This window comes from Liquorilactobacillus nagelii DSM 13675, assembly GCF_019444005.1.
Lineage (GTDB): Bacteria > Bacillota > Bacilli > Lactobacillales > Lactobacillaceae > Liquorilactobacillus > Liquorilactobacillus nagelii.
The window spans coordinates 1,097,525-1,122,301 of the sequence record NZ_CP049304.1; the positions used below are offsets into that span (position 1 = coordinate 1,097,525).

Here is a 24,777-nt window from a genome sequence, read left to right on the forward strand (position 1 = left end):
GTCAAGCCTCCCTTTGATATACTACCTGACCAGCTACAAACGTTAGCTGGGTTTGTCCAAAAACTTTTTTGCCAGTAAATGGCGTGTTTTTTCCTTTTGAATAGTAATTTTCAGCCTTAATAATTGCTGGATGATTCAAATCAAAAACCGCTAAATCTGCAATTCGACCGGGAAGTAATTCTCCAGCTTGTGATAAATTGAAGGACTGTGCTGGTTTGATTGTCATTAGTTCCAGTAATCTTTCTAATGATAATTGCTTGGTTTTAACTAATTCGGTGTACAACATGCTAAAGGCTATTTCACTACCAGTAATTCCAAAAGCTGAACCGCAAAAGCCGCCTGCCTTATCAGTTACCGTATGTGGTGCGTGATCTGTTGCAATCATGTCAATCGTACCATCTGCCAAACCAGTAATTAAAGCTTGCCGATCGGCTTCAGAACGTAACGGTGGATTCATTTTATAGTTACTGTCATCAGCTGGAATATCTTGATCTGCTAATAAAAGATGATGTGGTGATGCTTCACAAGTAACGTTAATTCCTTGTTGCTTTGCCCAGCGAATTAATTCAACACTAGCTTTGGTTGAAATATGACAAGCATGATAGTGAACCCCCGTTGCCTGAGCCAAGATCAAATCTCGTGCCAGCTGTGATGATTCGCTCAAGCTTGACATGCCGGGTAACCCTAATTCCAGCGCTTTTTCACCGGCATTGATAACTCCATCAAATAATAAGCTTTCATCTTCGATATGTTCCGCTAATGGTAAATCTGCAGCAGCAGCCTGCTTCATGGCTTGATACATCACTGCGGCTGACTGAATGCCACTCCCATCATCACTGACTGCAAAGGCTCCAGCCGTTTTTAACGCCTGCAAATCATTAACTTGCTTTCCTTGCCGTTGCTTAGTAATTGCTCCATACTGCAAAATGTGAACCAAACCATCACGCTGATTTAATTCTATTACCGGAGTTATCGTTGCTGGAGCATCAGGAACTGGATCAAGATTTGGCATCGCCCCAACAGTTGTAAAACCACCATGGGCCGCCGCCATACTCCCTGTTTTAACAGTTTCTTTTTGAGTATAGCCCGGTTGGCGATAATGAACATGTACATCAACAAGACCTGGAGTTACTAACAGGTTTTTCAAATTATAATGTTTGATTTTGCTATTATTTGCTAAAGCCAGGTCTAGATTTGATCCAAGTGCCTTAATCCGATTATTCTCAAGCAAAATATCTAACTGCTGTAATTTACCTGCTTGATACACCAAACCATTTTGCAATAAAGTTAACATCCCTAAATACCTCCTAATTTTCGACCGTTAATCACTGCCTCCAACATTGCCATTCGGATAAAAACTCCATTACGCATTTGCTCAGCGAATCGTGATTTGGGAGCTTCAACTAAATCAGAATCAAGCTCAACTCCACGATTAATCGGACCGGGATGCATGATAATTGCATTATCTTTCATTTGCTGATAACGTTTTTTGGTTAATCCATACATTTGATGATAAGTGCTTGCATCAAAATCCGTTTCTGATTGATGACGCTCGTGCTGGACGCGCAATAACATTACGACATCCATTTGGTCAACTAGCTGATCAAGTGGCAAATAGTTACCATATTGACCAAACTCAGCTGCATCATACCAATACTTTGGACCAGAAAAATAAATTTGCGCTCCTAATCTTTGTAACAATTGCATATTACTGCGTGCAACGCGAGAATTGGTTAAATCACCAATAATCGCAATTTTTAAACCAGCAAAATGTCCAAATTGTTCTTTAATTGTCAGCATATCCAACAATGATTGCGAAGGATGTTGTCCACTACCATCTCCAGCATTAATAATTCCTAAGTCTAGTTGTTGATTAGCATTTAAATCGATTAAAGATTGGTAATAATTATTTTCTGGATGACGAATAACTGCTAATTGAACCCCAATCGAATTTAATGATAACAAAGTATCATAAAGTGATTCACCTTTCTTGACTGAGCTAGCTGCTGGATCAAAAGGAATTACCGTTAAACCTAACTTACGTTCAGCCATTTCAAAGCTACAATGTGTCCGCGTGCTATTTTCAAAAAATAAATTGGCAGCGTAAATTGGTTGGTTGAATTTTGGTGATCGACCATTATTTTTAAAATAACTAGCCCGTTCGAGCAACTGATTCAAATCTGCTAACGGTAAATTTTCAACTGAAACAAAGTGTGACATTTTGACACATTCTTTAATTTGCGGCATTTTAAATTCGCTCCTTTTATTTTTCGCTGCTGGCTTTTTCCGGTAAAATCAAATTCAAAACAATTCCAAAAACAGTTGCTAAAGCGATGCTTGTCAATTGAAACTTACCTAACTGCAAGTAAGTGCCACCAATCCCAATGACTAAGATAACTGAAGTAATGACCAAGTTACGTTTCAACTCGTAGTTGACATGATTATCAACTAAAATCCGTAAACCATTAGCCGCAATCATTCCAAACAATAAGAAACTAATTCCTCCAATTACCGGTGTTGGTACTGATTGAATCATTGCGCTAATTTTGCCAACAAAACTGAAAATAATTGCAAATAAAGCTGCACCACCAAGTACCCAAACACTATGAACCTTCGTCATTGCCAACACCCCAATATTTTCACCATATGAAGTGGTTGGTGGTCCACCAACAAAACCAGCAATAATTGATGAAAGTCCATCACCGAATAAAGTCCGATGCAAACCAGGATCCTTAAAAAAGTTGCGTTTAGTTAATTTGTTTAAAACCATGATATGGCCCATGTGCTCAGTCATGGTTACAAAAGCAATTGGTGCCATTCCAATAATAGCTGCTGGATACCATTTAAAATGATAATTAATAAACATTGCATCAAATGCTGGTAGCGAGAACCATTTGGCTGCGGCGACCGTCTGCAAATCAACTATTCCAACAATTACTGCCAAAACATAGCCAGCAATAATTCCTAACAGAACTGGAATCATGCTCGGGAAACCTTTGAGATACATGTTGAAAATAATCGTAATCAATAAAGTGAAGATTGCAACTGCAAAATACTTCAGATCATAGTGTGAATTATGCAACATTGCATCATTAGCTGCAGTTGTTGCTAGTGAAAGACCAATCACGACAATAATCGGTCCGACAACAACCGGTGGCAAAACATGATCAACCCAACTTGAACCGAATCGTGAAATAACCAACGAAACAACGATATAAACCAAGCCAGCAGAAATTGCTCCTTGAGCTACCGCTGGATAACCATCAGTTTTCATTAGTGCCTGCATCGTAACAACAAAAGCGAAGCTAGAGCCTAAGTAAGCAGGTATCTTAGCTTTGGTACACAAAATATAAACTAAAGTTCCAACCCCAGAACTGAAAAGAGCAATGCTTGGATTAATTCCAATCAATAAAGGAACTAGGACTGTTGCTCCAAACATCGTAAATAAATGCTGAATCGAAAGAACTAGCCAGTGCAAAAAAGTTGGCCGGTCCATAATATCTAAAACTGCTTCTTCGTTGCGAAATTCTTTTTTGGGTGCTGTTTGCAAAATGTGTCTTCCTTTCTGTACAAAAAAACCTGAATCAGATTTGATCCAGGTTAGCTTAAGGTCCTTCCACACTGCTAGTGTGAAGATCTTCAACCTTTTTGCTCTCTCTGGAGTCAATTAAAATGGTTGGTACATTATTTTTTTAATTTTTTAATTTTTTAATTTCAATTGAGTCTTTACCATCAATTTCTTCAACCGAAACTGAGATTTCCTCTTCAAGTGATGTTGGAATATTTTTACCAACAAAATCAGCTCGAATTGGTAATTCGCGATGACCACGATCAACCAAAACTGCCACATTAATTTTTTGTGGTCGCCCTTGATCCATCAATGCATCTAAAGCAGCACGAATCGTCCGGCCAGTAAACAAAACATCATCAACCAAAATCACCTGCTTACCAGTAATATCAAATTTCATTTGCGGCTTTTTGACAACTGGATCATTTTTTTCTGATGCATCATGACGATCGTCTCGATACAAAGAGATATCGAGTTCTCCCACCGGAACGGTTGCTCCCTCTAACTGCTGTAATCGTTTAGCAATCCGGTGAGCTAAATAAATACCGCGCGTTTTAATTCCGATAATAACTAAATCCGAAATCCCCTTGTTTTTTTCAATGATCTCATACGTCATTCGAGTCAACGCACGTTTCATTGCAAGTGAATCAACGACTTCTTTGGTCATGGTCTTACCTCTCCTTTTCTGTCCAAAAAAAGACCGCTTAATCTATATTAGTAGACTAAGCGGTAGACAAATGTCTTCTTCGAGCTCAATTAAGACGCTGCCTTCTTAGCCTCACGGGACTAATTTTAAAGGACCTTGATTGCTTTAAATTTACTTGAAATTTTCCTTTTTGTCAAGCTTTTCTAGCGTTTTTTGAAAAATATCCGGTAATGGGGCTTCAAAAACCATCTCTTGCTGCGTTCTCGGATGATCAAAGCCCAATTTACCGGCATGCAAAAACTGTCCATTACCTTTTAAAGTCTTAGCTGGTCCATATAATGGATCACCGGCTAATGGATAACCTAAATAACGTAAATGAACACGAATTTGATGTGTCCGCCCCGTCTCTAAGGTACATTTAATTAGCGTAAACTGCTGATAACGCTTGATGACTCGATAATGCGTAATTGCTGGTCGACCGCCAGCAATTACTGCCTGCTTTTTCCGATCACGTAAAGAACGCCCTATCGGTGCATTAATTGTACCTTGATCATTTGCTACTCGGCCATGAACTAAAGCCGTGTATTCTCGTAAATTTTTTTTGGCTTTCAACTGTTTCGCCAAAGCCTGATGAGCCAAATCATTTTTGGCAACCATCAATAAACCTGAAGTATCTTTGTCAATTCGATGAACAATACCCGGTCGATAAGTCCCATTAATAGTTGATAGTGGGCAATGGTATAACAGTGCATTGACCAAGGTATGATTGGGGTGACCGGGAGCGGGATGAACCACCATGCCTTGTGGCTTATTGACCACTAGCAAGTCTTGATCTTCATAGACAATATCTAAAGGGATATTTTCCGGCTCCAAACTCAAATGCTGAATTGGTGGTGGAGTTAATAATAGGCAATCACCGGCCTTAACTTGATATTTAACTGTTTTTTGCTGTCCGTTAACTAATAAATCACCTGCCACAATTAAATGCTGCAGTTGACTCCGCGAATAATTCGCGAAAAGTTGCGCAGCCGCTTTATCTAGCCGACCAGACTGATCGGTAATTTTGACTTGCTCACTCATGACGATCATCTCGCAAAATGGCAATCAAAAGAATAACTACCCCAACACTTAAAGCGGCATCAGCCACATTAAAAACTGGAAAATTGATAAACTTAAGTTCAAACATATCAACTACATAACCAATTCTCAAACGATCAACGAAGTTACCTAAGGTCCCGCCGATCATTAAACTGATCCCTAAAGCATAAAGCCAATTACTCCAATTTTTCTTAAACAGATATCCTAGAACTACCAAGGCAGCAATTGTAATTACAAAAAAGAACAGTTGTTGACCAGTTAAGATATTCCAAGCCGCTCCATAATTTCGAATATGTGCTAACGCCAGTACATGGCTAATAACATTAACACTAGTGTTAAGTGGAATGTTGTGAGTAACATAAAACTTAACCAACTGATCCAGCAAAACAACAGCTGCCATCAACAAAAAATAAATCGGCATTAAACTTGCTCCTAACTTTTCAATTAAAAATAAAAAAACTTAATACTTAATTATAACCTATCTTAAATCAAGCATAAACTAAAGATTTTTAATTAGGCCGATTAAATACCAAAAAATATCAGAAACAATGTGAACTTTTGGTAACTATCCAACGCAAGTTGTAAAAGTTTTTTACGCTTCATTCCAACAACATTTATCAAAAGTCACGATTTAATTGTCGCTGAAGAATTTATTCTATGAAGCAATTGTAAAATTAAAGTCCCTGAATGTAGTTGTCTTAGCTGCCAAATTTTGATGGTAAAATAAAGAAGCCTCCCTACTTTGAGCTTAATCCCCCAAGTTTGGTTTTCTTGGCCTAAGTTTTGAGAGTTAGCTCATTTTGAAGACTTCTTAGCTCCACCAATCTAGTTTGATGAAGACTTGACATACTTTAGAAAATCGTTTTTTTAGTATAATCCACTGATTGTCCCATCATCTGCTAAAGCCATTTTGGCCGCTGCGGGAACTTTAGGTAAACCAGGCATTGTCAAAACATTGCCAGTCAAGGCTACAATAAATCCAGCTCCCAATTTTGGCACCAATTCGCGAACATGAATCGTAAAATCAGTTGGTTCTCCAATCAGTTTGGGGTTGTCTGACAATGAATATTGGGTTTTAGCCATACATACTGGCAGCTTATCCCAGCCTTGCTGCTTAAACTGACGTAACTGTCGCTTAGCCTTAGCGCTAAATTCAACTCCACGGCCACCATAAATCTGGGTGACTATTTGCTTGATTTTTTCTTCCAATTCCATTTCAGGCTGATACAGTGGAATGAACTCAGTTTTTTGTGCCGTCAATTTTAAAACTTGTTCAGCTAATTCAAGTGCTCCAGTGCCACCTTTAGCCCAAACATTAGCAACCGAAGCTGAAGTATTATTCTGCTGGCAGAGTGCTTTTAATTCAGCCAGTTCTGCTGCTGTATCAGCAGTAAACTGATTAATTGCTACCACGACTGGTACCCCATAACGTTTCATGCTGGCAATGTGTCGTTTCAAATTAGCAAAACCGGTCTTTAAAGCTGGAATATTTTCGGTAGCTAATTGATCCTTAGCTACACCACCATGCATTTTCAAAGCACGAACTGTCGCCACGATTACAACCGCATCAGGTGTTTTTCCCAAAACAGGAGCTTTAATATCCATGAATTTTTCAGCACCTAAATCGGCACCGAAACCTGATTCAGTAACCGTATAATCAGCTAGTCTCAGCGCTGTTTGGGTTGCTAAAACACTATTGCAACCATGGGCTATATTCGCAAATGGACCTCCATGAATAATTGCCGGTGTATGTGCTAAAGTTTGTACTAAGTTAGGTTTAATCGCATCTTTAAGTAAAAGAGAAATCGCATCTGTAACTTTCAGTTGAGCAACCGTGACTGGTTGTTTATCATAAGTATACCCAATAACAATTCGCCCAATTCGCCGTTTTAAATCAGCTAGATTCTCAGCCAAACACAAAATTGCCATCAATTCACTTGCAACAGTAATATCAAAACCATCTTCACGTGGAACTCCTGAGGTCGGGCTTCCGAGACCGATCACAATATGGCGCAATGCTCGATCATTAATATCCAAGACTCGTTTCCACAAAATTCGCCGTGGATCAAGATTCAAGTGATTGCCCTGATAAATATGATTATCAATCAAAGCAGACAAAGTATTGTTAGCTGTCGTTAAGGCATGCATATCGCCAGTAAAATGCAGATTAATGTCTTCCATTGGAACAACTTGTGAATAACCACCACCCGTTGCTCCGCCTTTCATCCCCATCACTGGTCCTAAAGACGGTTCACGCAAAGCAATTGCTGTTTTTTGCTTCAGTTGAGCTAAAGCATCACCTAACCCGACTGTTACGGTCGACTTTCCCTCACCAGCTGGTGTTGGATTAATTGAAGTTACCAAAACTAATTTTCCAAATGATTTAGCTACTTGGTCAGCATTTAATTTAATTTTAGCTTTATAATCACCGTACTGTTCAATTTGATCAGCAGCTAATCCAAGTTTAGCTGCGACCTGTGTAATTTTTTCCATCTTGGTCTGCTGTGCAATCTCTATGTCTGTCACTGATGAAATCCTCCCCTTGGTTGATGACTTCAGTATAAATTAAAAAACGACAACTGTCATTAATTTATCACTAAAAATAGCATTTTAATAATTAAAATCCGGACAATAAATTATTTTTTTAATATATTATACAGATTTTTCTTACTTTTTGGTGTTAACACTAATTGTTGCTGCCGATATTTAGTATTAAATGACAAACCGTACCATTGTAATTGTAAATCGCTAATCTCGGCCAGCGTAAACTTTTTGGTATTTTGCGGGATTACAGTATGCAAAATCAACTCTTGAGTAGTAACTTCAACACGCCGAAAGAAGATTTGCAATCCAGCAATCACCAAAAATAACAAGAAAACTAATACTGTCCAAATTTGAAAAACAGTAATCTCTAACCACAATAAAATACTGATTAGCAAAACGATCAGACTGTAGGACCAACAAATAATTGTTGTGGGAAGATCTGGTTGATAAAGAAATCTTTTTTTCATGCTTAATATTTCACCCGCTTAAACTGGTTATTTTCTTCAGTATAACTGTTCCATCAGCGAAAACTCAAATATCAGCTAGTAATTGATTAAAATTTAATCTTTAGGTTGCCTTTTTTTCTTACCCCAATACTGAAATAAGTCCGTTCGCAATGCACCATTATATAATTTCCGCCGCTTGTTAGCCCGTTGACCGTAGAAATTTTCAAACAGCAAATCGCTAGTTAAAAAGTATTTATTCCAGGTCGTTAAGGGACGAAAAACTTCTCCCATCTGCTGATATAATTGTCGAACCTCACGTTGATCGCTCAATCGTTGCCCATATGGAGGATTGGCTACAATTACCCCCTCAGTTAACGTTGTTTTGAAATCCTTAACAGCTTGCTGCTTAAAAGTAATTTTTTTACTCAAGCCAGCCTGCCGCGCATTCAAGCGTGAAATTGTAATCATCTGACCATCAATATCCAAACCGGTAATTTCTAATTTGCGATCGTAATCAGCTAAATCAGCCGCTTCTTCACGGATTCGCTGACTTAGCTCTGCGGCAACCCAGGGCCATGTTTCACAAGTAAAGTTACGTTTAAACCCCGGAGCAATATTGTGTCCGATTAAGGCTGCTTCAATTGGTAAAGTTCCTGAACCACAAACCGGATCGATAAATGGTTTTTCTGGATACCAATGAGCTAAGTAGATTAAAGCCGCGGCAAAGTTTTCTTTTAAAGGAGCGGGCCCTTTTTCAATCCGATATCCACGTTTGAATAAACTGGAACCAGTTGTATCTAAGGTCAATAAGACTTGATCCTTATTAATGGCAACTTCTAAGGGAAAAACCGCTCCAGTTTCTGGCAAATGTCCATGTCGATGATAAACTTGAGCTAATTTATCAACCACGGCTTTTTTAACAATTCCTTGGACATCAGGAACGCTATGCAATTGAGACTTTTGTGAACGACCAGCAACCGGGAAAGCAGCATCCATTGGCAACAACTCATCCCAGGCAACTTGTTTTGTTTCTTCGTATAATTGATCAAACGTTTTAGCCGGAAACTCAGCCATCACTATTTTAATTCGATCTGCCGTCCGCAACCACAGATTGGTTTTAAGAACATCTTCAATTGTGCCTTGAAAACGTACTCGACCGTTTTCAACCTGAACTTGATAACCTAGATGACGCAATTCATTTCCAACAACACTTTCAATTCCGGCCGCACAAGCGGCAATTAAATTAAATTTTTTCATTTCTACGCCCCATTTCCAAAATAAAAAGGCAAGGAACACTGAGCTCCCTACCTTTCCTGTAAGTTGTAAGCCTCTATAAGCCACGTTCCGTACGTCATCTGATCCAGGAACCAGAATCGGTGGTAATCATCTATCTCCAGGCAATTGCCTGCCCCCATGCTTAGTTCATTTCCGACATGAAGCGCCCCTACCATAATTTGGGTTACCTGCTCGTGGGGTTTACCGCGTTCCATCAGTATTGTTTCCAATACTGCTTCGTCACTGTGGCACTTTTCAAAACTACTCAGGCATAGCCGAAACCTTAGCCCTTTTATTTGCCGTTACCTAAAAAGGTACCCCGCCTTATTTTTTCAGCGAGCACGATCACTACAAGCATCTCAGCTTGTGCAAGCTTGGACTTTCCTCAGCCTGCTTAAAGCAGACCGCGATTACCAGAAACCTACAAAATATTTTTATTCAATCATCTAAAAATGATTATTTGGCTGATCATCATCATTTAACTGAGCGCCAAAAACGTGCCGCTCTAAATTTGATAATCGCTTCAGGATATCCATATTAGTTACATTTGAAACTGGCCGACTAGCCTGACCCGTTTTGCTGACTGACAATTGTTTTGTCAATTCATCAACTTGGCTGACCAAACGATCATTTTCCATCTGCAGCCGTTGAGTCTCTTTGGAATAAGTTTCATAGTCCTTAATGACATCATCCAAAAACTCATCAACATCAGCTGGATCATACCCCCGCATCTTTGGACGAAAATGTTTGTCAACGATATCTTTCGGAGTAAAATTTATCTTTTCCACAGAAATGCACCTCATATTCATCTGGAAACTCAACCTGAAACTTTATCTATTATACCAAACTCAGAAATTATTGCAAATCTTTTTCTGTATTTTCAGTTAAATAGTCCTGACTGCTGACTTCCAACCAATCCATATCAAGCAAATCTAAATTGTAATCATTGGAATCTTGATACCTTTTTATAGCTTGATAAGCATATTGACTTTTGCCAGGATATTGCAAATCGTAGATCATCAATGCTTCATCAGTATGTTTCAACATAAACTGCTGCCAATTACGAAGCTGTTGTGGTGAAGTATACGATTGCTGACTAACTTCTCCAACAAAATCCACTTGACTTTTCAATTGGCTTAACTGATCTTGCCTTTCCGGTTTCCAGCGATTGCCAAATTCTTTGTAGGGTAACATCAAAGCAATCTTTAATGATGGTTCACTTTTTTTTAAAGCTATCCCGGCTTCGGCACCCCACTGTTCAATTCCTGGTTCTCCACCAATTAGCAACCATTCTAAGCCGTTGTAAATTTTTTCTTGTAATTGCTCTTTAATTAATTCACGCAAAATTTTAATGCGTCGATCAGTTGGTTGAAAAATATTCATTTCATAATTTCGATAACCTGTCAACCACAATTTCATAAAATTCACCTACCAGCCATATTTTAACACGTTATTTATTTTCAAGCTGAAGCGGCGGTTTTTGCCAACTTTCTGCCAAGTTGGTATAATAAGTCGAATGGAAGTGAAAAGCATGGTTATTCGTTATCCAAATGGTCAATCCTATCGACCGCCTACCAATTTAAAATACGAAAACAATTCGCATTCTGCTAAAAATGAACAAATCATTTTCGGTAATCGCGGGATGTCTTTAGAAGATGAATTGAACACTACTAACCAATATTATTTAGACCATCATCAAGCGGTGATCCATAAAAAACCAGTTCCGATTCAAATTGTTCAAGTCGATTATCCCAGACGTAGTGCTGCTGTTATTAAAGAAGCTTATTTTAAACAAGCATCAACAACTGATTATAACGGCGTTTATCAGGGATACTATTTGGATTTTGAAGCCAAGGAAACCCGCAATCACACTTCATTTCCGCTCAGTAATTTTCATCCCCATCAAATCAAGCACATGCAAGCTTGCACTCAACAAGGAGGCATTTGTTTTACTATTATAAAGTTTTCCTCGACTCAGGAATTGTTTCTCCTGCCAGCCGCAATTTTATTTAGCTACTGGGAAAAACAAACAACTAAGCGGAAATCAATTCCCAAAAAAGTAATCAGCAGTCAGGGCTTTTCTATTAAATATGGGTACCAGCCTTTAATCCCTTATTTAACCAAAGTTGATTTGTTGATTGAACAACTGAAATAAAGAAGGAGTACAGCATGAACAAGCAGAATTCAAATTACTCACGAGCCAAGCATGAGCGACCAGTGAAAAAGCGCCGACCGCTACCAAAAAAGCGCAAACCCAGCTCACCAATTGGTACTTTTTTTAAGCGATTATTTCTTAGTCTAATTATTTTGTTAGAAATTGGAATTGCGCTGGGCGCAACTTTATTTTTTATGTACGCAAAAAACGCTCCCGTTTTAAGTGAGCAGAATTTACGTAGTAGTGGATCCACTGTTTTTTATGATGCTGATAATAAAAAAATTATGAGTTTAGGTACTGAAAATCGGCGTTATGTTTCCAGTAGTCAAATTCCCCAGCAATTAAAAGACGCCGTAGTTTCAATTGAAGACCGACGATTTTACAAACATCACGGGATTGACCCAGTGCGAATTGCTGGAGCTGCCCTAGCAAATTTAACTGGTTCTTCAAGTGGACTCCAAGGCGGAAGTACATTGGATCAGCAATTAATTAAATTATCATATTTTTCAACCAAACGCTCTGATCAAACCTTTAAACGGAAAGCCCAAGAAGCTTGGTTAGCATTAAAACTTGATAATACCTATAGTAAAGAGCAAATTTTAACTTTCTATGTTAATAAGGTCTTTATGGGTTTTGGTAATTACGGAATGCAAACAGCCGCCCATTACTATTACGGCAAATCGCTCAAGCAGCTGGACTTAGCTCAAACCGCTTTAATTGCAGGAATTCCTAACGCACCAACCGACTATAATCCATACACTAATCCGAAACTTGCTACTCAACGACGGAATGAAGTTTTAAGTGCAATGGTTGCTAATAAAAAAATTACGTCGGCTCAAGCTAGTCAAGCTGAAGCTGAAAGTATTACTACGGGATTAGTTCAAACTCATAATTCAGAAAACACTAACAGCAATGAAAAAATTGCGGATTCTTATATCAAGCAAGTTATTGAAGATTTAAAGGCTAAGGGTTACAATCCGTATACCAATTCATTGAAAGTCTACACAAACTTAAATATGAATGCTCAAAAACATTTATATCAGTTAGCCAATACTGATAATTATATTTCTTATCCAGATAATCGATTGCAAATTGCTTCAACTATCGTTAATCCAAATAACGGTGCGATTGTAGCCATGATTGGTGGACGAAAAACCGGCAACGTTACTTTCGGTCTTAACCGAGCAGTCCAAACAGATCGAACAAACGGTTCAACTGCTAAGCCCTTGATGGACTATGGACCGGCGATTGAGAATCTCAGTTGGGCTACCTATCAAAAACTAAAGGATACTAAGTATACCTATCCTGGAACTAATATTTCGTTATACGATTTTGATCATGAATATCAAGGATCAATTACTATGCGAAGTGCTTTAGTTCAGTCACGAAATATTCCCGCCATTCGTGCTTTACAAGCTGTCGGGATTACTAAAGCCCAGAATTTCATTAGTAAGTTGGGATTCAATTACAGCAAAACATTGGAATTTCAAAATGGGATTGGTTTGTATTCTTCCACCTTGCAAAATGCGGCCGGTTATGCGGCCTTTGCCAATGGAGGTACTTACTACAAGCCAAGTTATATTCGCAGTGTTGAAACCAATGATGGCGAAACCAAGAGCTTTTCATCTAGTGGCACTCAAGTAATGCAGTCTTCAACGGCTTATATGATTACCGATATGTTAAAAGATGTAATTACTAGTTCCTTAGGTACTGGGAAAGCTGCCAACATTAGCGGCTTATATCAAGCTGGAAAAACCGGAACCAACAGTTATCCCGATGACGTTGCTTCTAAGTTCCCTAGCAATGCGGATATGGATTCGTGGTTCAATGGCTATACCAAGCATTATTCAATTTCCGTTTGGGTCGGTTATGATCATCAATACGAGACTGGAAATTATTTAACGCCGGCAACCGCTGAAATAGCTTCTTACTTCTATAAAAATGCCATGTCTTACATTTCAGAAGGCAAGACTAATACTGATTGGAAACGACCAAGTAATGTCTATGTCAAGTACGTTAATGGCGTCAGAGAATTATATCTAGCTGGTTCACCAGGAGCCACCACTGCTGATAGTGATAGCGATGATAGTTCATCTAGTTCATCATCCAGTAGCTCTAGTTCAAGTTCTAGTTCATCAATCAGCTCAATGGTTTCATCAAGTAGCGTTTTCTCAAGCAGTTCATCAAGTAGTTCATCAAGCAGCAGTGAACCATCAAGCAGTACAGTAGAGCCTAGCTCGTCAAACAGCAGTGAGACTTCAAGCAGCTCATCAGAACCAAGTTCATCGAGCTCAAGCTCAACTACTACCAATAATAACAACCAGACTAAGAATCCTTGATCTAACAGCAAAATTAAAAGCAAAAAATCCGCTGAATAAAATCAGCGGATTTTTTTAAACTTGTTTTTTTCCAAACGCGCAAAGCGATAATAGTGGACAAGACTCACACAAAGGCTTACGTGCCATACATTGATACCTGCCCCAATAAATCATACGATGATGAGCTGCTATCCAGCTTTCAGACGGTAATTTTTGCTTGAGAGTTTTTTCAATCTCTGCGACCTTAGCTTGTGGTGACACCATCGCTAAACGACGAGCAACACGAGAAACGTGAGTATCAACAGCTAGGGCAGGAATATTAAAGCATTCAGCTAAGATAACATTAGCCGTTTTCTGACCAACACCAGCTAATTGCATTAACTCCGATCTGGTTTGCGGAACTTGACTGGAAAATTTACTAACCAGTCCTTGAGCACAACCAATCAAATGTTTAGCCTTATTGCGATATAATCCAATTGTTTTAATTAATGGTATCACTTCACATTCGGTTGCAGTTGCAAGTGATTCAGGTGTTGGGTAACGGGCAAAAAGTTGGGGAGTCAAACGATTAACAGCTTTATCGGTTGTTTGAGCACTTAGAATAACTGCCAGCAAAAAATGAAACGGAGTGTCAGCCACCAAAGACGTAGTTGCATCAGGAAATTTCTGACCCATAATTTTAATTGCCTGCTGAGTTTGACTAGCTGTCAACATCAATCATCACCCCCTGCCGGATTATCCGAGTGCGCCCAGCGTTGTAAGGGAATCTTAGGCTTTTTAGCTGCAGCAGCCCGTTGACTGAAATTAGTCTGCTGGCGTTGCAGTCGCCGCTCGCGCTGTTGCTCTTTCAGCTGCTGAACTTGAGCTGCGGTTTTGATGTTTTTTTTCTCCCAACTTAATAAAACTCGATCAATATATTTCAAACTATAAGCTTGACTGAGCACTGCTTCACGTAGAGCCAGTAAAATCAACTCAGGCTGATAATGATCTTCAGAAAACCATTGTTCAATAGTTTCCATTTCAATCGGTGATAAGGTTCGACCGAATTCTTTTTCGATTGCCTGAAAAATTTCACTCTGATCAACTACTAAAATCTGCTGCTGCGTTTGCTGGTCTTTTTGCCGTAACAGCCAGAAAAGCTTTTCATACATTAAATCAAATTGATAAACATCATGGCTTTTGCCGTTTTCATCAGTAACAGATTTAATCTCCAACAATTTTTTCTCAAAAAGCCGGTGTAATAACTGATAAAGCTGATTTGAATCACAGTGCATGTAACTGGCAATCTGGTCAATAGCTGGAAAAGAATCACCAGCTTGAATCGAGCTGCTAAGTTCTAAAAACAAAACCAATTCTTGCTCATTCATTCCCAACTGACGATAATTTTGCAACAGTAAGTTAGCAACGGTCATATTTCCAGCCTGTAAAAACTGTTTTAAAGCTTTTTCCATCTAGCATTCCCCCTTTATAGGTAATAAAAGCGCCAAGGCCGAAACACTCGGCACTTGCCGCTTCTTTAAAAAATATTTGAATTCGATCACGGATAAATTCGATTCAACAGCCGTGGGAATGGAATTGATTCACGAATATGTTCTTCACCAGTAATCCAAGTTACTGCTCTTTCTAGACCTAAGCCAAACCCAGCATGCGGCACACTACCGTAGCGTCGTAGATCAAGATACCACTGGTAATCAGCTTCATTTAAGCCAGCCTTTTTAATTTGCTCAGTTAAATATTCTGGATCAACAGCCCGTTCTGAACCACCGATAATTTCGCCGTAGCCTTCAGGTGCTAATAAATCAGCACAGATTACCACATCATCGCGTGTTGGATGAGGTTTCATATAAAATGGTTTAATTGCTTTTGGATAGTTCATAACAAAAACTGGTAGTTGAAAATGTTCAGCCAAATATGTTTCTTCAGGAGAACCAAAATCAACACCCCACTCCAAATTACCAAATTCACCAGAATCTTGCAATAATTTTATTGCTTCGTCATAAGAAATCCGCGGATAAGGTAGTTTAGTATATTTTTCCAATACTTTTGGATCACGATCCAATAATTTAAGCTCATATTGACAATTGTCTAGAACTCCCTGAACCAAAAAGGCAATATACCGTTCTTGAATTTCCAAACTTTGTTCTTGATGCATGAACGCCATTTCAGGTTCAACCATCCAAAATTCAATCAAATGACGGCGGGTTTTTGATTTTTCAGCTCGAAAAGTTGGTCCAAAAGAAAATACCTTGCCATAGGCCATTGCACCGGCTTCTTCGTATAACTGACCCGATTGTGATAAATAGGCATCACGATCAAAATACTTAGTGTGGAAAAGTTCAGTTGTTCCTTCTGGAGCAGAACCAGTTAAAATTGGAGCATCAATTTTGATAAAACCATTGCGATTAAAGAATTCATAAGTTGCACGAATCATTTCGTTGCGAATTTTCATAATTGCAAACTGCTTTTTCGAGCGTAACCATAAATGACGGTGATCCATCAAAAAGTCTACTCCATGCTCTTTAGGGGTGATTGGATAATCTTCACTTGAACCGACTTTTTCAACCTGTGAAATTTCGATTTCATAACCAAAATGTGAACGAGTATCTTCATGAATTGTACCGGTAACATAAAAGCTTTCTTCCTGGCGCAACTCTTTGGCTAACTTGAACATTTCTTCACCAACAACGCTTTTGACAACTACCCCTTGAAAATAGGCGGTTCCGTCACGCAATTGCAAAAAAGCAATTTTCCCACTCGAACGCTTATTAGTTAACCAAACACCGATCTTAACTTCCTGGTCAACATGATTTTTAGCGTCGATAATATTGATCGTATCCAAACTCTATTCCTCCTAAACAAACTGTTGCATAAATTCTTTAATCCGCTTAATTGCGGTTTGTAAACTCTTTAAATCAGTAGCATAGCTTAAGCGAAGATGATCTGGCATCCCAAAACCAACACCAGCCACAACAGCTACATGGGCCTGTTCTAGTAACGCTGTTGCAAATTCTTCTGTAGAACTAAACCCAGCCATTTTTACGGCAGCCGCTACTTTCGGAAACAGATAGAAAGCTCCCTCAGGTTTTTGCGGTAACTCAAAACCAGGAATTGCTATCAGTTCCGGATAAATTGTATTAAGCCGTTGCTCAAATGCTTGGCGCATTTTTTCGACCACAGACTGATCACCAGTCAAAGCAGCCAGTGCTGCATACTGACTAACAGCTGCCAAATTGCTGGTTGCATGGCTAATAATTGTGTTCATTTTACTAATAACAGCTTGATCTGCAACTGTGTAACCGATTCGCCACCCCGTCATTGCATAAGCTTTAGATAAACCACTCACCAAGATTGTTTGCCGTCTAATTGGCTCAGATAATTGGATTAATGAGGTAAACTTATTTCCGTTATAAACTAGTTTGCCATACATATCATCTGCCAGTAAAATCACATCATGTTCCACTGCCCACTCACCAATCGCCATTAGTTCAGCTTTAGAATAAACCAATCCACTTGGATTCTGTGGTGAATTAATGATCACAGCGCGTGTCTTAGAAGTCCGAGCTGATTCCAACTCTGCTACCGTAACCTTACTGCTTGATTTAGGCTGCACAAAAATTGGTTGTGCGTCCGCCAATTTTATTTGTTCGCCATAACTGACCCAATAAGGAAGTGGAATTAAAACCTCATCCCCTGACTCAAATAAGGTCTGGGCCAGAACATACAATGAAAATTTGCCACCAACAGTTACTGTAACCTGATCCGGTTGAAAAGTCACACCGAAGTCAGCTTTCAATCGATCACAAATTGCCTGTCGCAAAGGCAAAATCCCATTAGCTGGGGTGTAGAAATCAGCTTTACCATCATTAATTGCTTTAATTGCCGCTTGTTTAATTGCTGCTGATGTTTGAAAATCGGGCTCGCCAACACCAAGATTAATAACATCGATCCCATCTGCTACCATTTGTTTAGCCTTAGCAGAGAGAGCTAGAGTTGCTGATGGTGAGGCCTGCAATACTCTTTTTGCAAATTTCATTGATCAAAAGGCTCCTTTATCATCAGATATTTTGAATTGTTTTAACTAGTGAACCGTTTTTGAAGCTGAGCAAAGTGTAACACATCCGCCCATTTTTATTGACATAGGTAACTTCCCAAACCGCCTGTTTCTTCCATTTACCGAAAGCTGTTTTAACAATTTTGCGCGGATGCTGACTGCTTTTTACAGTCTGTTGTGCCTGTTGACTAGTAATGCCACTACTTTGCTGATAGATATTGATATGACCACCTTTTTGCGCCACCATTACATAAACTGACTGGTTAGCCTGGTTTTTACCCGCAACCGTATAATAAGTTTGTTGACGATTATACCAGTAAAACGCTGAAGTTGATTTTAACTTACCATATTTTTCAGCCATGGCCACCGCACTTTTTTTAGCATCATTCAACGGTGCCGCTGCTTGCCAATAGATAATCCCCGCCCCGACAACCACGAGAACTAATAATGCCCAAGCAATTGTTCTTATCAGTTGATTTCGATGTTGATCAGCTCTTCTCATGAATGCCTCTCTTTTCCAAAAATTCTTATAAACTACCGCTTAATTATAGCAATAAACTCTTTTTTTTTGAACCCAGTTAACTAATTTTCACCAAAACTTTGCTAATTCCTTAGATATCTGATCGGTCTCTAAAATTTTCAAGGGCATAGCCGCCGGTAAAGCTTGCTGCAGTTGCTGACCATACTTTCGCGTAACAATCCTGCTATCCAAAATAATTACTACCCCGCGATCGGTTGGAGTTCTAATCAGCCGGCCAACGCCTTGTTGCAATCGCTGCATAGCTTCAGGCAATGAATAGTCCCAAAATGGTGATTGTTGCTGCTGACGCATTTTTTTAAATCTTAATTGATTTAGTGGTGTATCTGGTGATGAAAATGGCAACTGGGCAATAATTAATTCTTCAAGTTGATCTTGCGGTAAATCAATTCCTTCCCAAAAGGTACCTGTACCCAATAAAACCATTTTAGATCCTAAAGTAAAATTCTTGATGATTTTTTCGTTACTGCCAGTAACTCCTTGTGCTAATAACTGACGCTCAACCCCAACTTGATTATTTTGTAATTCTTGGTAAACAGTTTCTAGTGCCGCTTGCGAATTAAATAAAATCATTGTCTGTTTAGCCGGCGCCTGCAAAAGAATCTCGGTCAAAGAACTAACCAAATAGTTTACATAAGCTGAACGCTGATTGACGATATCTGGACCATCACTACCAATCAAAGCCAGTGCTTGACTCTGATAATCAAAGAGATCTGGTAATTTGATAAACGGTGTCGTAGCTGGTAAATCCAGCTGTTGGCAGCTGAAATTTTGCTTTTTATGAGGCAAGGTCAAGCTAGCTCCAATGAAAATCGTCTGATCAAAGTTTTGATAGATTTGATTTTCCAAAAAATCAGTAGTTTGAAACGCCCCAAATAAAGCGTGTAGATGTGCTGCCTCATGAGTTAACGGAAGCCGTAATTTCAAATAACTAGACTTCCCCCACTGCTCAACTTGTGACAAATCAAAATATTGCCAAGCTGTTAATTCCTGCAAAAGTTGAGTTAGCCAATCAAAAAGCTCTGCCAAAAAATTCGCTGCTGTTGTATCAAGTCGCTGGCTGAAAGTTGCCGACTTGAATTTTTTTTGTAATTTCAAGAATAACTCAAGCAACTGCTCTGTTGCTCTGGTAACTGCTTGAAATTGATTAATATTTTCTTTCAAAAAGCCATATAAATCATTTAGCGAAATAAAGTCTTCAAAAATGGTTGTCGAACTTTTTTGCGGCAAAATAAATCGCCTAATAATTTTTTCACGCAGCTCTGGAACCTGCTGGTCAATGATTCGAACAAGGTGAATTAGCTTGCGTGCTTGCTGTACTGGTAACAGGCCTTGAACAATCAAATCTTCTAATGAAAATGACTGCTGTGACTGCATCATAACCAATAAAGTATCACTTTGTATTTTAATTTGATCAAAGTCTAACTGTTGCTGACTAGCCTGCAAAGCAGTTTGGTTTAAATGCTGTGCTTCATCAATAATTAAAAAACGTTGCTGATTTCCTAACTCAGCTGCATGTTGCATCAAATAGGCGTGATTAGTCACGATTAAATCGGCTTCTTGCAGCTGCTGGCGCTGTTGTTTCAAAAAATCATAAGCATTAAAAGGACTTTCAGGATTTAAGCTTGACCAACCAGTATGCCTAATTTGCTCAAACAATGGATCTTGATACTTCGTCAAATGCAATTCGGCCAAATCGCCGGTTTTTGTAACTAACAGCCAAATCAAAATCCGCAATTGTAGCAAACGTGATTGACCACTTTGGGGCTGCTTTAAAGCAGTTGAAAATTTGGCTAAATCTAAATAATGGAAGCTTCCTTTAAATACAGCGACATTAAAATTAAACGGTAATAACTGCTGTAGCAATGGTATCACTTGATCAACTAATTGACTTTGCAAGGCCGTCGTAGCAGTACTGACAACACAACTACGGCCTGGGGCTGTTTCGTACAATGCTGGCACTAAGTAGCCTAATGACTTGCCTAAGCCAGTTGGAGCTTCAACTAATAGTTTAGGAATTTGTTGATTTAGAGCTTGATGTAATGAATCCATCATTTCTGCTTGCGGCTGGCGCCAATCCAATAAGCCAGCAAAAAGCTGTTGTTTTGCTCGGTCAGTTAGCGGATATTCACTTTTTTGTTGAACTTCACTTTGAAAAGTATTGCGACGCAAAATTAAATTTTCAACCTTAATCAAATAATCAGGCAGAGCTGTTTGCTGCTGCTTCTTTTGCTGCTGAGCTTCAACAAAACAATCACCAGTTTGCCGTAAAAAGGCATTGCGAAATTGACATAGAATGTTTAAAGTTTCTAATGGCAGTTGATTTATCATTTGCTGCAGTAGCAAAAACAGTTCAGCCGTAGCTGCAGCATCACTATCAGCTTGATGCGGACGAGCGTGGGTCAAATTCAAATATTCACTTAAATAGTTCAGTTTAAAACTAGGGAGTGTCGGTAAAAGGGTTTGACTCAATTGAACCGTATCAATTCCAGCTAAATTTAGCGATGGGTAGCCCACTCGTTCGAGTTCTAAATTTAAAAAATTGTAGTCAAAATTAATATTATGGGCAACAAAAGTTGTATTTTGCAGCAAAGCGTAAATCGTTGCTGCCACATCTTCAAATAAAGGAGCTTTGCGCAGCTTTTCCGGCTTAATCTTGGTTAACTGTTGAATTTCTGCTGACAGCGGTTGCTGTGGATTGACCAAAGTATTAAAACTATTAATAATTTTTCGGTTTTTCAAAAAAACACAACTAAACTGAATCAAGCGCCGTTTACCGGTTAATTCAGTCCCAGTTGTTTCTAAATCAACAACCGCATAAGTTACTCCAGATTTCATATTTATCCGCCTCTCCGAAAAAGAATCCAAGATTGATTTTAGCATATTCAGCCGATTAAAAAAATTGAATTATCGATCCATAGGTCAATTTAGGAAATTGATGTTAGCCAAGTGTATTCAAACTGATAAATCAAGGGGCTTTAACTAACGATTAGTTTGTTTAAGATATATTTAGTTTTTAAATTCCATTTTTGTAGTATTATTATTATTGTGAAATTAAAAAAGGAAAAGGAGCTATCCGTTTTGGCTTCTAATAGAAACAAAAAATTTGGTCTGGGACAAAGCCATGCCAAAATAATCTTAATAGGAGAACATTCAGTTGTTTATGGCAAGCCCTCAATCGCACTGCCATTATCAGAGGTCAAGACTAAAGTGATCATTGAACCGCTTGAAAAAAAGCAGGTTTTAATCGAGTGTCGCTATTTTTCTGGTGATTTAAACAACCTGCCAGAAAATATGTTAGGCTTACAACATTTAATTCGTTATATTTTAACAGAAAAATTATTTGATTATAGCAGCGAATGCGGTTTAAAGATTAAAATTAGCAGTCAATTACCCGAAGAGCGTGGAATGGGATCTTCAGCAGCGGCAGCAATCGCCGTCACTCGTGCTCTCTACAATTATTTCCAACAACCACTAACCCAAACAAAATTATTGCAGTTGACCAATATTTCTGAAACCGATACTCATGGTAATCCCAGTGGGTTAGACGCCGCAACTTCTGCTAGTTCACAACCGATCTGGATGATTAAAGGTAAGCAGTTACTAACCATTCCCATCAATCTTGATGCTTGGCTATTAATTTGTGATAGTGGTATTAAAGGCAAAACTGTCGCGGCAGTTGCCAGTGTTAAACAACGCATGATCAATTTTCCATTAAAAACAACACTTTTATTAAGTGATTTAGAAAACTTGGCTTATGCAGCCCGCCAACAATTAGCCCAAAATGATTCCATCGGTTTAGGCCAGACCTTTTGTGCTGCCCAAAAGGCTTTGGCTGCTCTAGGAGTCAGCAGTCCTCGTTTGGATAAATTAATCGATTTAAGTCTAAAATTAGGCTCACTGGGCAGTAAACTAACTGGCGGTGGCCGTGGTGGTTGCTTCATTTGTTTAATGCCCAGCGAAAAAGCAGCTCAAACAGCAGCTCAAGTCTTAACAGAGGCTGGAGCTGCTAATTATTGGATTCAACCCCTAGCGCTAAAGGAGAATTTTAATGACTAGTCAAATAGCAAGTGCTCGTGCACATACAAATATTGCTTTAATTAAATATTGGGGTAAAAAGGATCAACAATTAATGCTTCCAATGAATGGCAGTCTTTCGTTAACACTTGATCACTTCTACACCGACACAACTGTTGAATTTAACTCGATATATACTGAAGATACTTTTTATTTAGATCAAAAGAAAATTGAGACAACAAAAATCACTCCCTTTTTAGACCTAGTTCGGCAAATGAACCCACAAGCAGGATTTGCTCGAATTTATTCCAGTAATCATGTTCCAAATGCAGCCGGGTTAGCTTCTTCTGCATCGGCCTTTGCTGCGCTTGCATTAGCTGCAAGCACCGCAGCTGGTTTAAATTTAACGCGACGCGAACTTTCTCGTTTAGCGCGGCGTGGTTCTGGTTCTGCGACACGGTCGATCTATGGTGGATTCGTTGAATGGCAACCAGGAACTTCTGATTTAGATTCTTACGCTATTCCGATTGATGAAAAAGTTGATTGGGATATCGAAATGCTGGCAGTGATTATCGATCGACAACAAAAAAAGATTTCCAGTCGAACGGGTATGCAACGAGTAGTTACAACCTCACCATACTATCCTGCTTGGATAACCAGCACTAATCAAGACTTATCAGCTGCCATTCAGGCTGTTAAAGAGCATAACTTACAATTATTAGGCCAGTTAGCTGAATCAAACGCTCTCCGAATGCATGCTTTGAATTTAAGTGCTCGACCACCCTTTTCTTATTTCGAGCCAGCTAGCTTAGTTGCAATGGAAATTATTGAAAAGTTGCGTTCAGAGGGAATTTGCTGTTATTATACATTAGATGCTGGACCAAATGTTAAAGTTATTTGCTCAAAGGCTGAAAGTCCTCAAATTATTCGGGCTTTGTCAACTGCTTTTACACCAGAACAAATTGTTGAAGCTTTTCCAGGTCCAGGTGTTAAACTTATTGAATGTTAAAAACTATTTGTCGAAGGGACATGATTTTTTGATTACGGTCAAAGCTCCGGGAAAACTCTACATAGCAGGTGAATATGCCGTTGTAGAAACCGGCTACCCTGCAATCCTAGTAGCACTTAACCAATTTGTAACTGTTACAGTCCAAGAAAGTGATGACTACGGTTCAATTTATTCTAAGCAATATCAAGAAAATTCGCTGTTTTGGAAACGCGAAGGCAATAATATGGTTTTCGATAATCGCGATAATCCATTTCATTATATTCTATCGGCCATTCACTTAACTGAAAATTACGCCCAACTATTGGGTAAACAAATGAAATGTTATCATCTGAAAATTGATAGTGATCTTGATAGTCCTGATGGGAAAAAATATGGCTTGGGAAGTTCAGCAGCAGTCACTGTTGCCACCATTAAAGCGCTCTGTCATTTTTATCGATTATCAATCAGTAAAAATCAACTATTTAAGTTAGCAGCTATCGCTCACTTAGATATTCAAGGAAACGGCTCGTTAGGTGATATTGCTGCCAGTGTTTACGGTGGTTGGATTGCTTATCGTTCTTTTGATCGAAAATGGTTGCGTAGCGCACGTCATCGCTTTTCATTAAAAAAACTGATTGATGTTGCTTGGCCCCAACTCCAAATTGACTTATTGACTCCACCAAAAAATTTAAAATTATTGATTGGTTGGACTGGTTCACCAGCATCAACCTCCCATTTAGTTGATGCAGTTGGCATTAAAATAGCTGAAAACCAGGCTGAGTATCAACATTTTCTCACAGAGAGCAAGGCCTGCTTAAAACGGATGATTAAGGGCTTTCAAGTACAGAGCTTGTCCTTAATTCAAAAAGAGATTCGTTATAATCGCAAGCTATTACAAGCTCTAGGCAACCTCAGTAATGTCCAAATTGAAACGCCACTTTTGCACCAACTATGCATTTCTGCTGAACAAAGCTGTGGAGCTGCTAAAACTTCAGGTGCTGGTGGTGGTGATTGTGGAATCGTCGTCATTGACCAACAAATTGATACCCAAGAATTAATGAGTTCTTGGAAATCTGCTGGTATTGAACAGTTAGATTTACATGTTCATCAAGTAATTGACTAATTTTAGAAAG

The 24,777-nt window shown here is 38.9% G+C and carries 22 protein-coding genes and 1 other RNA gene; 5 read left to right on the forward strand and 18 right to left on the reverse strand.

Annotated features, from left to right (window positions below):
* Position 1: 1 nt before the first annotated feature.
* From G6O73_RS05715 to G6O73_RS05770, 12 genes are all read right to left on the reverse strand, one after another.
* Positions 2-1,294, reverse strand: coding sequence for a dihydroorotase (locus G6O73_RS05715; RefSeq protein WP_057885568.1), 1,293 nt, complete (start codon positions 1,292-1,294; stop codon positions 2-4).
* A 2-nt stretch (positions 1,295-1,296) separates the two neighbouring features.
* Positions 1,297-2,238: an aspartate carbamoyltransferase catalytic subunit gene (locus tag G6O73_RS05720; RefSeq protein ID WP_235805068.1), complete on the reverse strand. Its 942-nt coding sequence runs from the start codon at positions 2,236-2,238 to the stop codon at positions 1,297-1,299.
* A gap of 25 nt (positions 2,239-2,263) precedes the next feature.
* Positions 2,264-3,496, reverse strand: coding sequence for a solute carrier family 23 protein (locus tag G6O73_RS05725; protein ID WP_057885643.1), 1,233 nt, complete (start codon positions 3,494-3,496; stop codon positions 2,264-2,266).
* 196 nt (positions 3,497-3,692) lie between these two features.
* Positions 3,693-4,235 (reverse strand): bifunctional pyr operon transcriptional regulator/uracil phosphoribosyltransferase PyrR, encoded by a 543-nt coding sequence (gene pyrR / locus G6O73_RS05730; protein WP_057885566.1) that lies wholly within the window; start codon positions 4,233-4,235, stop codon positions 3,693-3,695.
* A 150-nt stretch (positions 4,236-4,385) separates the two neighbouring features.
* Positions 4,386-5,294, reverse strand: coding sequence for an RluA family pseudouridine synthase (locus tag G6O73_RS05735; RefSeq protein WP_057885565.1), 909 nt, complete (start codon positions 5,292-5,294; stop codon positions 4,386-4,388).
* Positions 5,287-5,733 carry a signal peptidase II gene (lspA, locus tag G6O73_RS05740; RefSeq protein ID WP_057885564.1) on the reverse strand — a complete coding sequence of 149 codons (447 nt, stop codon included), beginning with the start codon at positions 5,731-5,733 and terminating at the stop codon, positions 5,287-5,289. Before lspA ends, G6O73_RS05735 begins: the two co-directional genes overlap by 8 nt.
* Before the next feature lie 446 nt (positions 5,734-6,179).
* A complete protein-coding gene (locus tag G6O73_RS05745) occupies positions 6,180-7,838 on the reverse strand; it encodes a formate--tetrahydrofolate ligase (protein WP_057885563.1) in 1,659 nt (552 codons plus the stop codon).
* Positions 7,839-7,948: 110 nt separating this feature from the next.
* A complete protein-coding gene (locus G6O73_RS05750; RefSeq protein WP_057885562.1) occupies positions 7,949-8,323 on the reverse strand; it encodes an EbsA family protein in 375 nt (124 codons plus the stop codon).
* Between the two features lie 93 nt (positions 8,324-8,416).
* Positions 8,417-9,559, reverse strand: coding sequence for a THUMP domain-containing class I SAM-dependent RNA methyltransferase (locus tag G6O73_RS05755; RefSeq protein WP_057885561.1), 1,143 nt, complete (start codon positions 9,557-9,559; stop codon positions 8,417-8,419).
* A gap of 71 nt (positions 9,560-9,630) precedes the next feature.
* Positions 9,631-9,999, reverse strand: an RNA gene (rnpB, locus tag G6O73_RS05760) — RNase P RNA component class B.
* 24 nt (positions 10,000-10,023) lie between these two features.
* Positions 10,024-10,365, reverse strand: coding sequence for a cell division regulator GpsB (gpsB, locus tag G6O73_RS05765; protein WP_057885559.1), 342 nt, complete (start codon positions 10,363-10,365; stop codon positions 10,024-10,026).
* Positions 10,366-10,432: 67 nt separating this feature from the next.
* Positions 10,433-10,996 carry an SLOG family protein gene (locus G6O73_RS05770; protein ID WP_057885558.1) on the reverse strand — a complete coding sequence of 188 codons (564 nt, stop codon included), beginning with the start codon at positions 10,994-10,996 and terminating at the stop codon, positions 10,433-10,435.
* Between the two features lie 112 nt (positions 10,997-11,108).
* Between G6O73_RS05770 and recU the strand changes: the two genes are divergently transcribed.
* The gene (gene recU / locus G6O73_RS05775; RefSeq protein ID WP_057885557.1) at positions 11,109-11,732 is read left to right on the forward strand and encodes a Holliday junction resolvase RecU; all 624 of its coding nucleotides are present in this window, start codon (positions 11,109-11,111) and stop codon (positions 11,730-11,732) included.
* A 14-nt stretch (positions 11,733-11,746) separates the two neighbouring features.
* On the forward strand, positions 11,747-14,071 hold the full coding sequence (locus G6O73_RS05780) for a transglycosylase domain-containing protein (RefSeq protein ID WP_057885556.1): 2,325 nt from the start codon (positions 11,747-11,749) through the stop codon (positions 14,069-14,071).
* Positions 14,072-14,125: 54 nt separating this feature from the next.
* Here G6O73_RS05780 and nth read toward each other — a convergent pair whose 3' ends face one another.
* The 6 genes from nth to G6O73_RS05810 all read right to left on the reverse strand — a co-directional run bounded on the left by nth (position 14,126) and on the right by G6O73_RS05810 (position 21,477).
* Complete coding sequence (gene nth, locus G6O73_RS05785) at positions 14,126-14,764, reverse strand: endonuclease III (RefSeq protein ID WP_057885555.1); 639 nt, start codon at positions 14,762-14,764, stop codon at positions 14,126-14,128.
* Positions 14,764-15,501 carry a DnaD domain-containing protein gene (locus G6O73_RS05790; protein ID WP_057885554.1) on the reverse strand — a complete coding sequence of 246 codons (738 nt, stop codon included), beginning with the start codon at positions 15,499-15,501 and terminating at the stop codon, positions 14,764-14,766. Before G6O73_RS05790 ends, nth begins: the two co-directional genes overlap by 1 nt.
* 86 nt (positions 15,502-15,587) lie before the next feature.
* Complete coding sequence (asnS, locus tag G6O73_RS05795; protein ID WP_057885553.1) at positions 15,588-16,889, reverse strand: asparagine--tRNA ligase; 1,302 nt, start codon at positions 16,887-16,889, stop codon at positions 15,588-15,590.
* Between the two features lie 12 nt (positions 16,890-16,901).
* On the reverse strand, positions 16,902-18,083 hold the full coding sequence (locus tag G6O73_RS05800) for a pyridoxal phosphate-dependent aminotransferase (RefSeq protein WP_057885552.1): 1,182 nt from the start codon (positions 18,081-18,083) through the stop codon (positions 16,902-16,904).
* Between the two features lie 22 nt (positions 18,084-18,105).
* Entirely contained in the window at positions 18,106-18,603 is a 498-nt protein-coding gene (locus G6O73_RS05805) for a cell wall elongation regulator TseB-like domain-containing protein (protein WP_057885551.1), read from the reverse strand.
* An 87-nt stretch (positions 18,604-18,690) separates the two neighbouring features.
* Complete coding sequence (locus tag G6O73_RS05810; RefSeq protein ID WP_057885550.1) at positions 18,691-21,477, reverse strand: helicase C-terminal domain-containing protein; 2,787 nt, start codon at positions 21,475-21,477, stop codon at positions 18,691-18,693.
* 243 nt (positions 21,478-21,720) lie between these two features.
* Here G6O73_RS05810 and mvk point away from each other — a divergent pair, with 243 nt between their 5' ends.
* From mvk to G6O73_RS05825, 3 genes are read left to right on the forward strand one after another with little or no spacing between them, the layout of a single operon-like run.
* Positions 21,721-22,698: a mevalonate kinase gene (gene mvk / locus G6O73_RS05815; RefSeq protein WP_057885549.1), complete on the forward strand. Its 978-nt coding sequence runs from the start codon at positions 21,721-21,723 to the stop codon at positions 22,696-22,698.
* On the forward strand, positions 22,691-23,665 hold the full coding sequence (gene mvaD / locus G6O73_RS05820; RefSeq protein WP_057885548.1) for a diphosphomevalonate decarboxylase: 975 nt from the start codon (positions 22,691-22,693) through the stop codon (positions 23,663-23,665). The genes mvk and mvaD overlap by 8 nt, the downstream gene beginning before the upstream one ends.
* A gap of 28 nt (positions 23,666-23,693) precedes the next feature.
* The gene (locus tag G6O73_RS05825) at positions 23,694-24,767 is read left to right on the forward strand and encodes a phosphomevalonate kinase (protein WP_057885642.1); all 1,074 of its coding nucleotides are present in this window, start codon (positions 23,694-23,696) and stop codon (positions 24,765-24,767) included.
* Positions 24,768-24,777 lie beyond the last annotated feature (10 nt).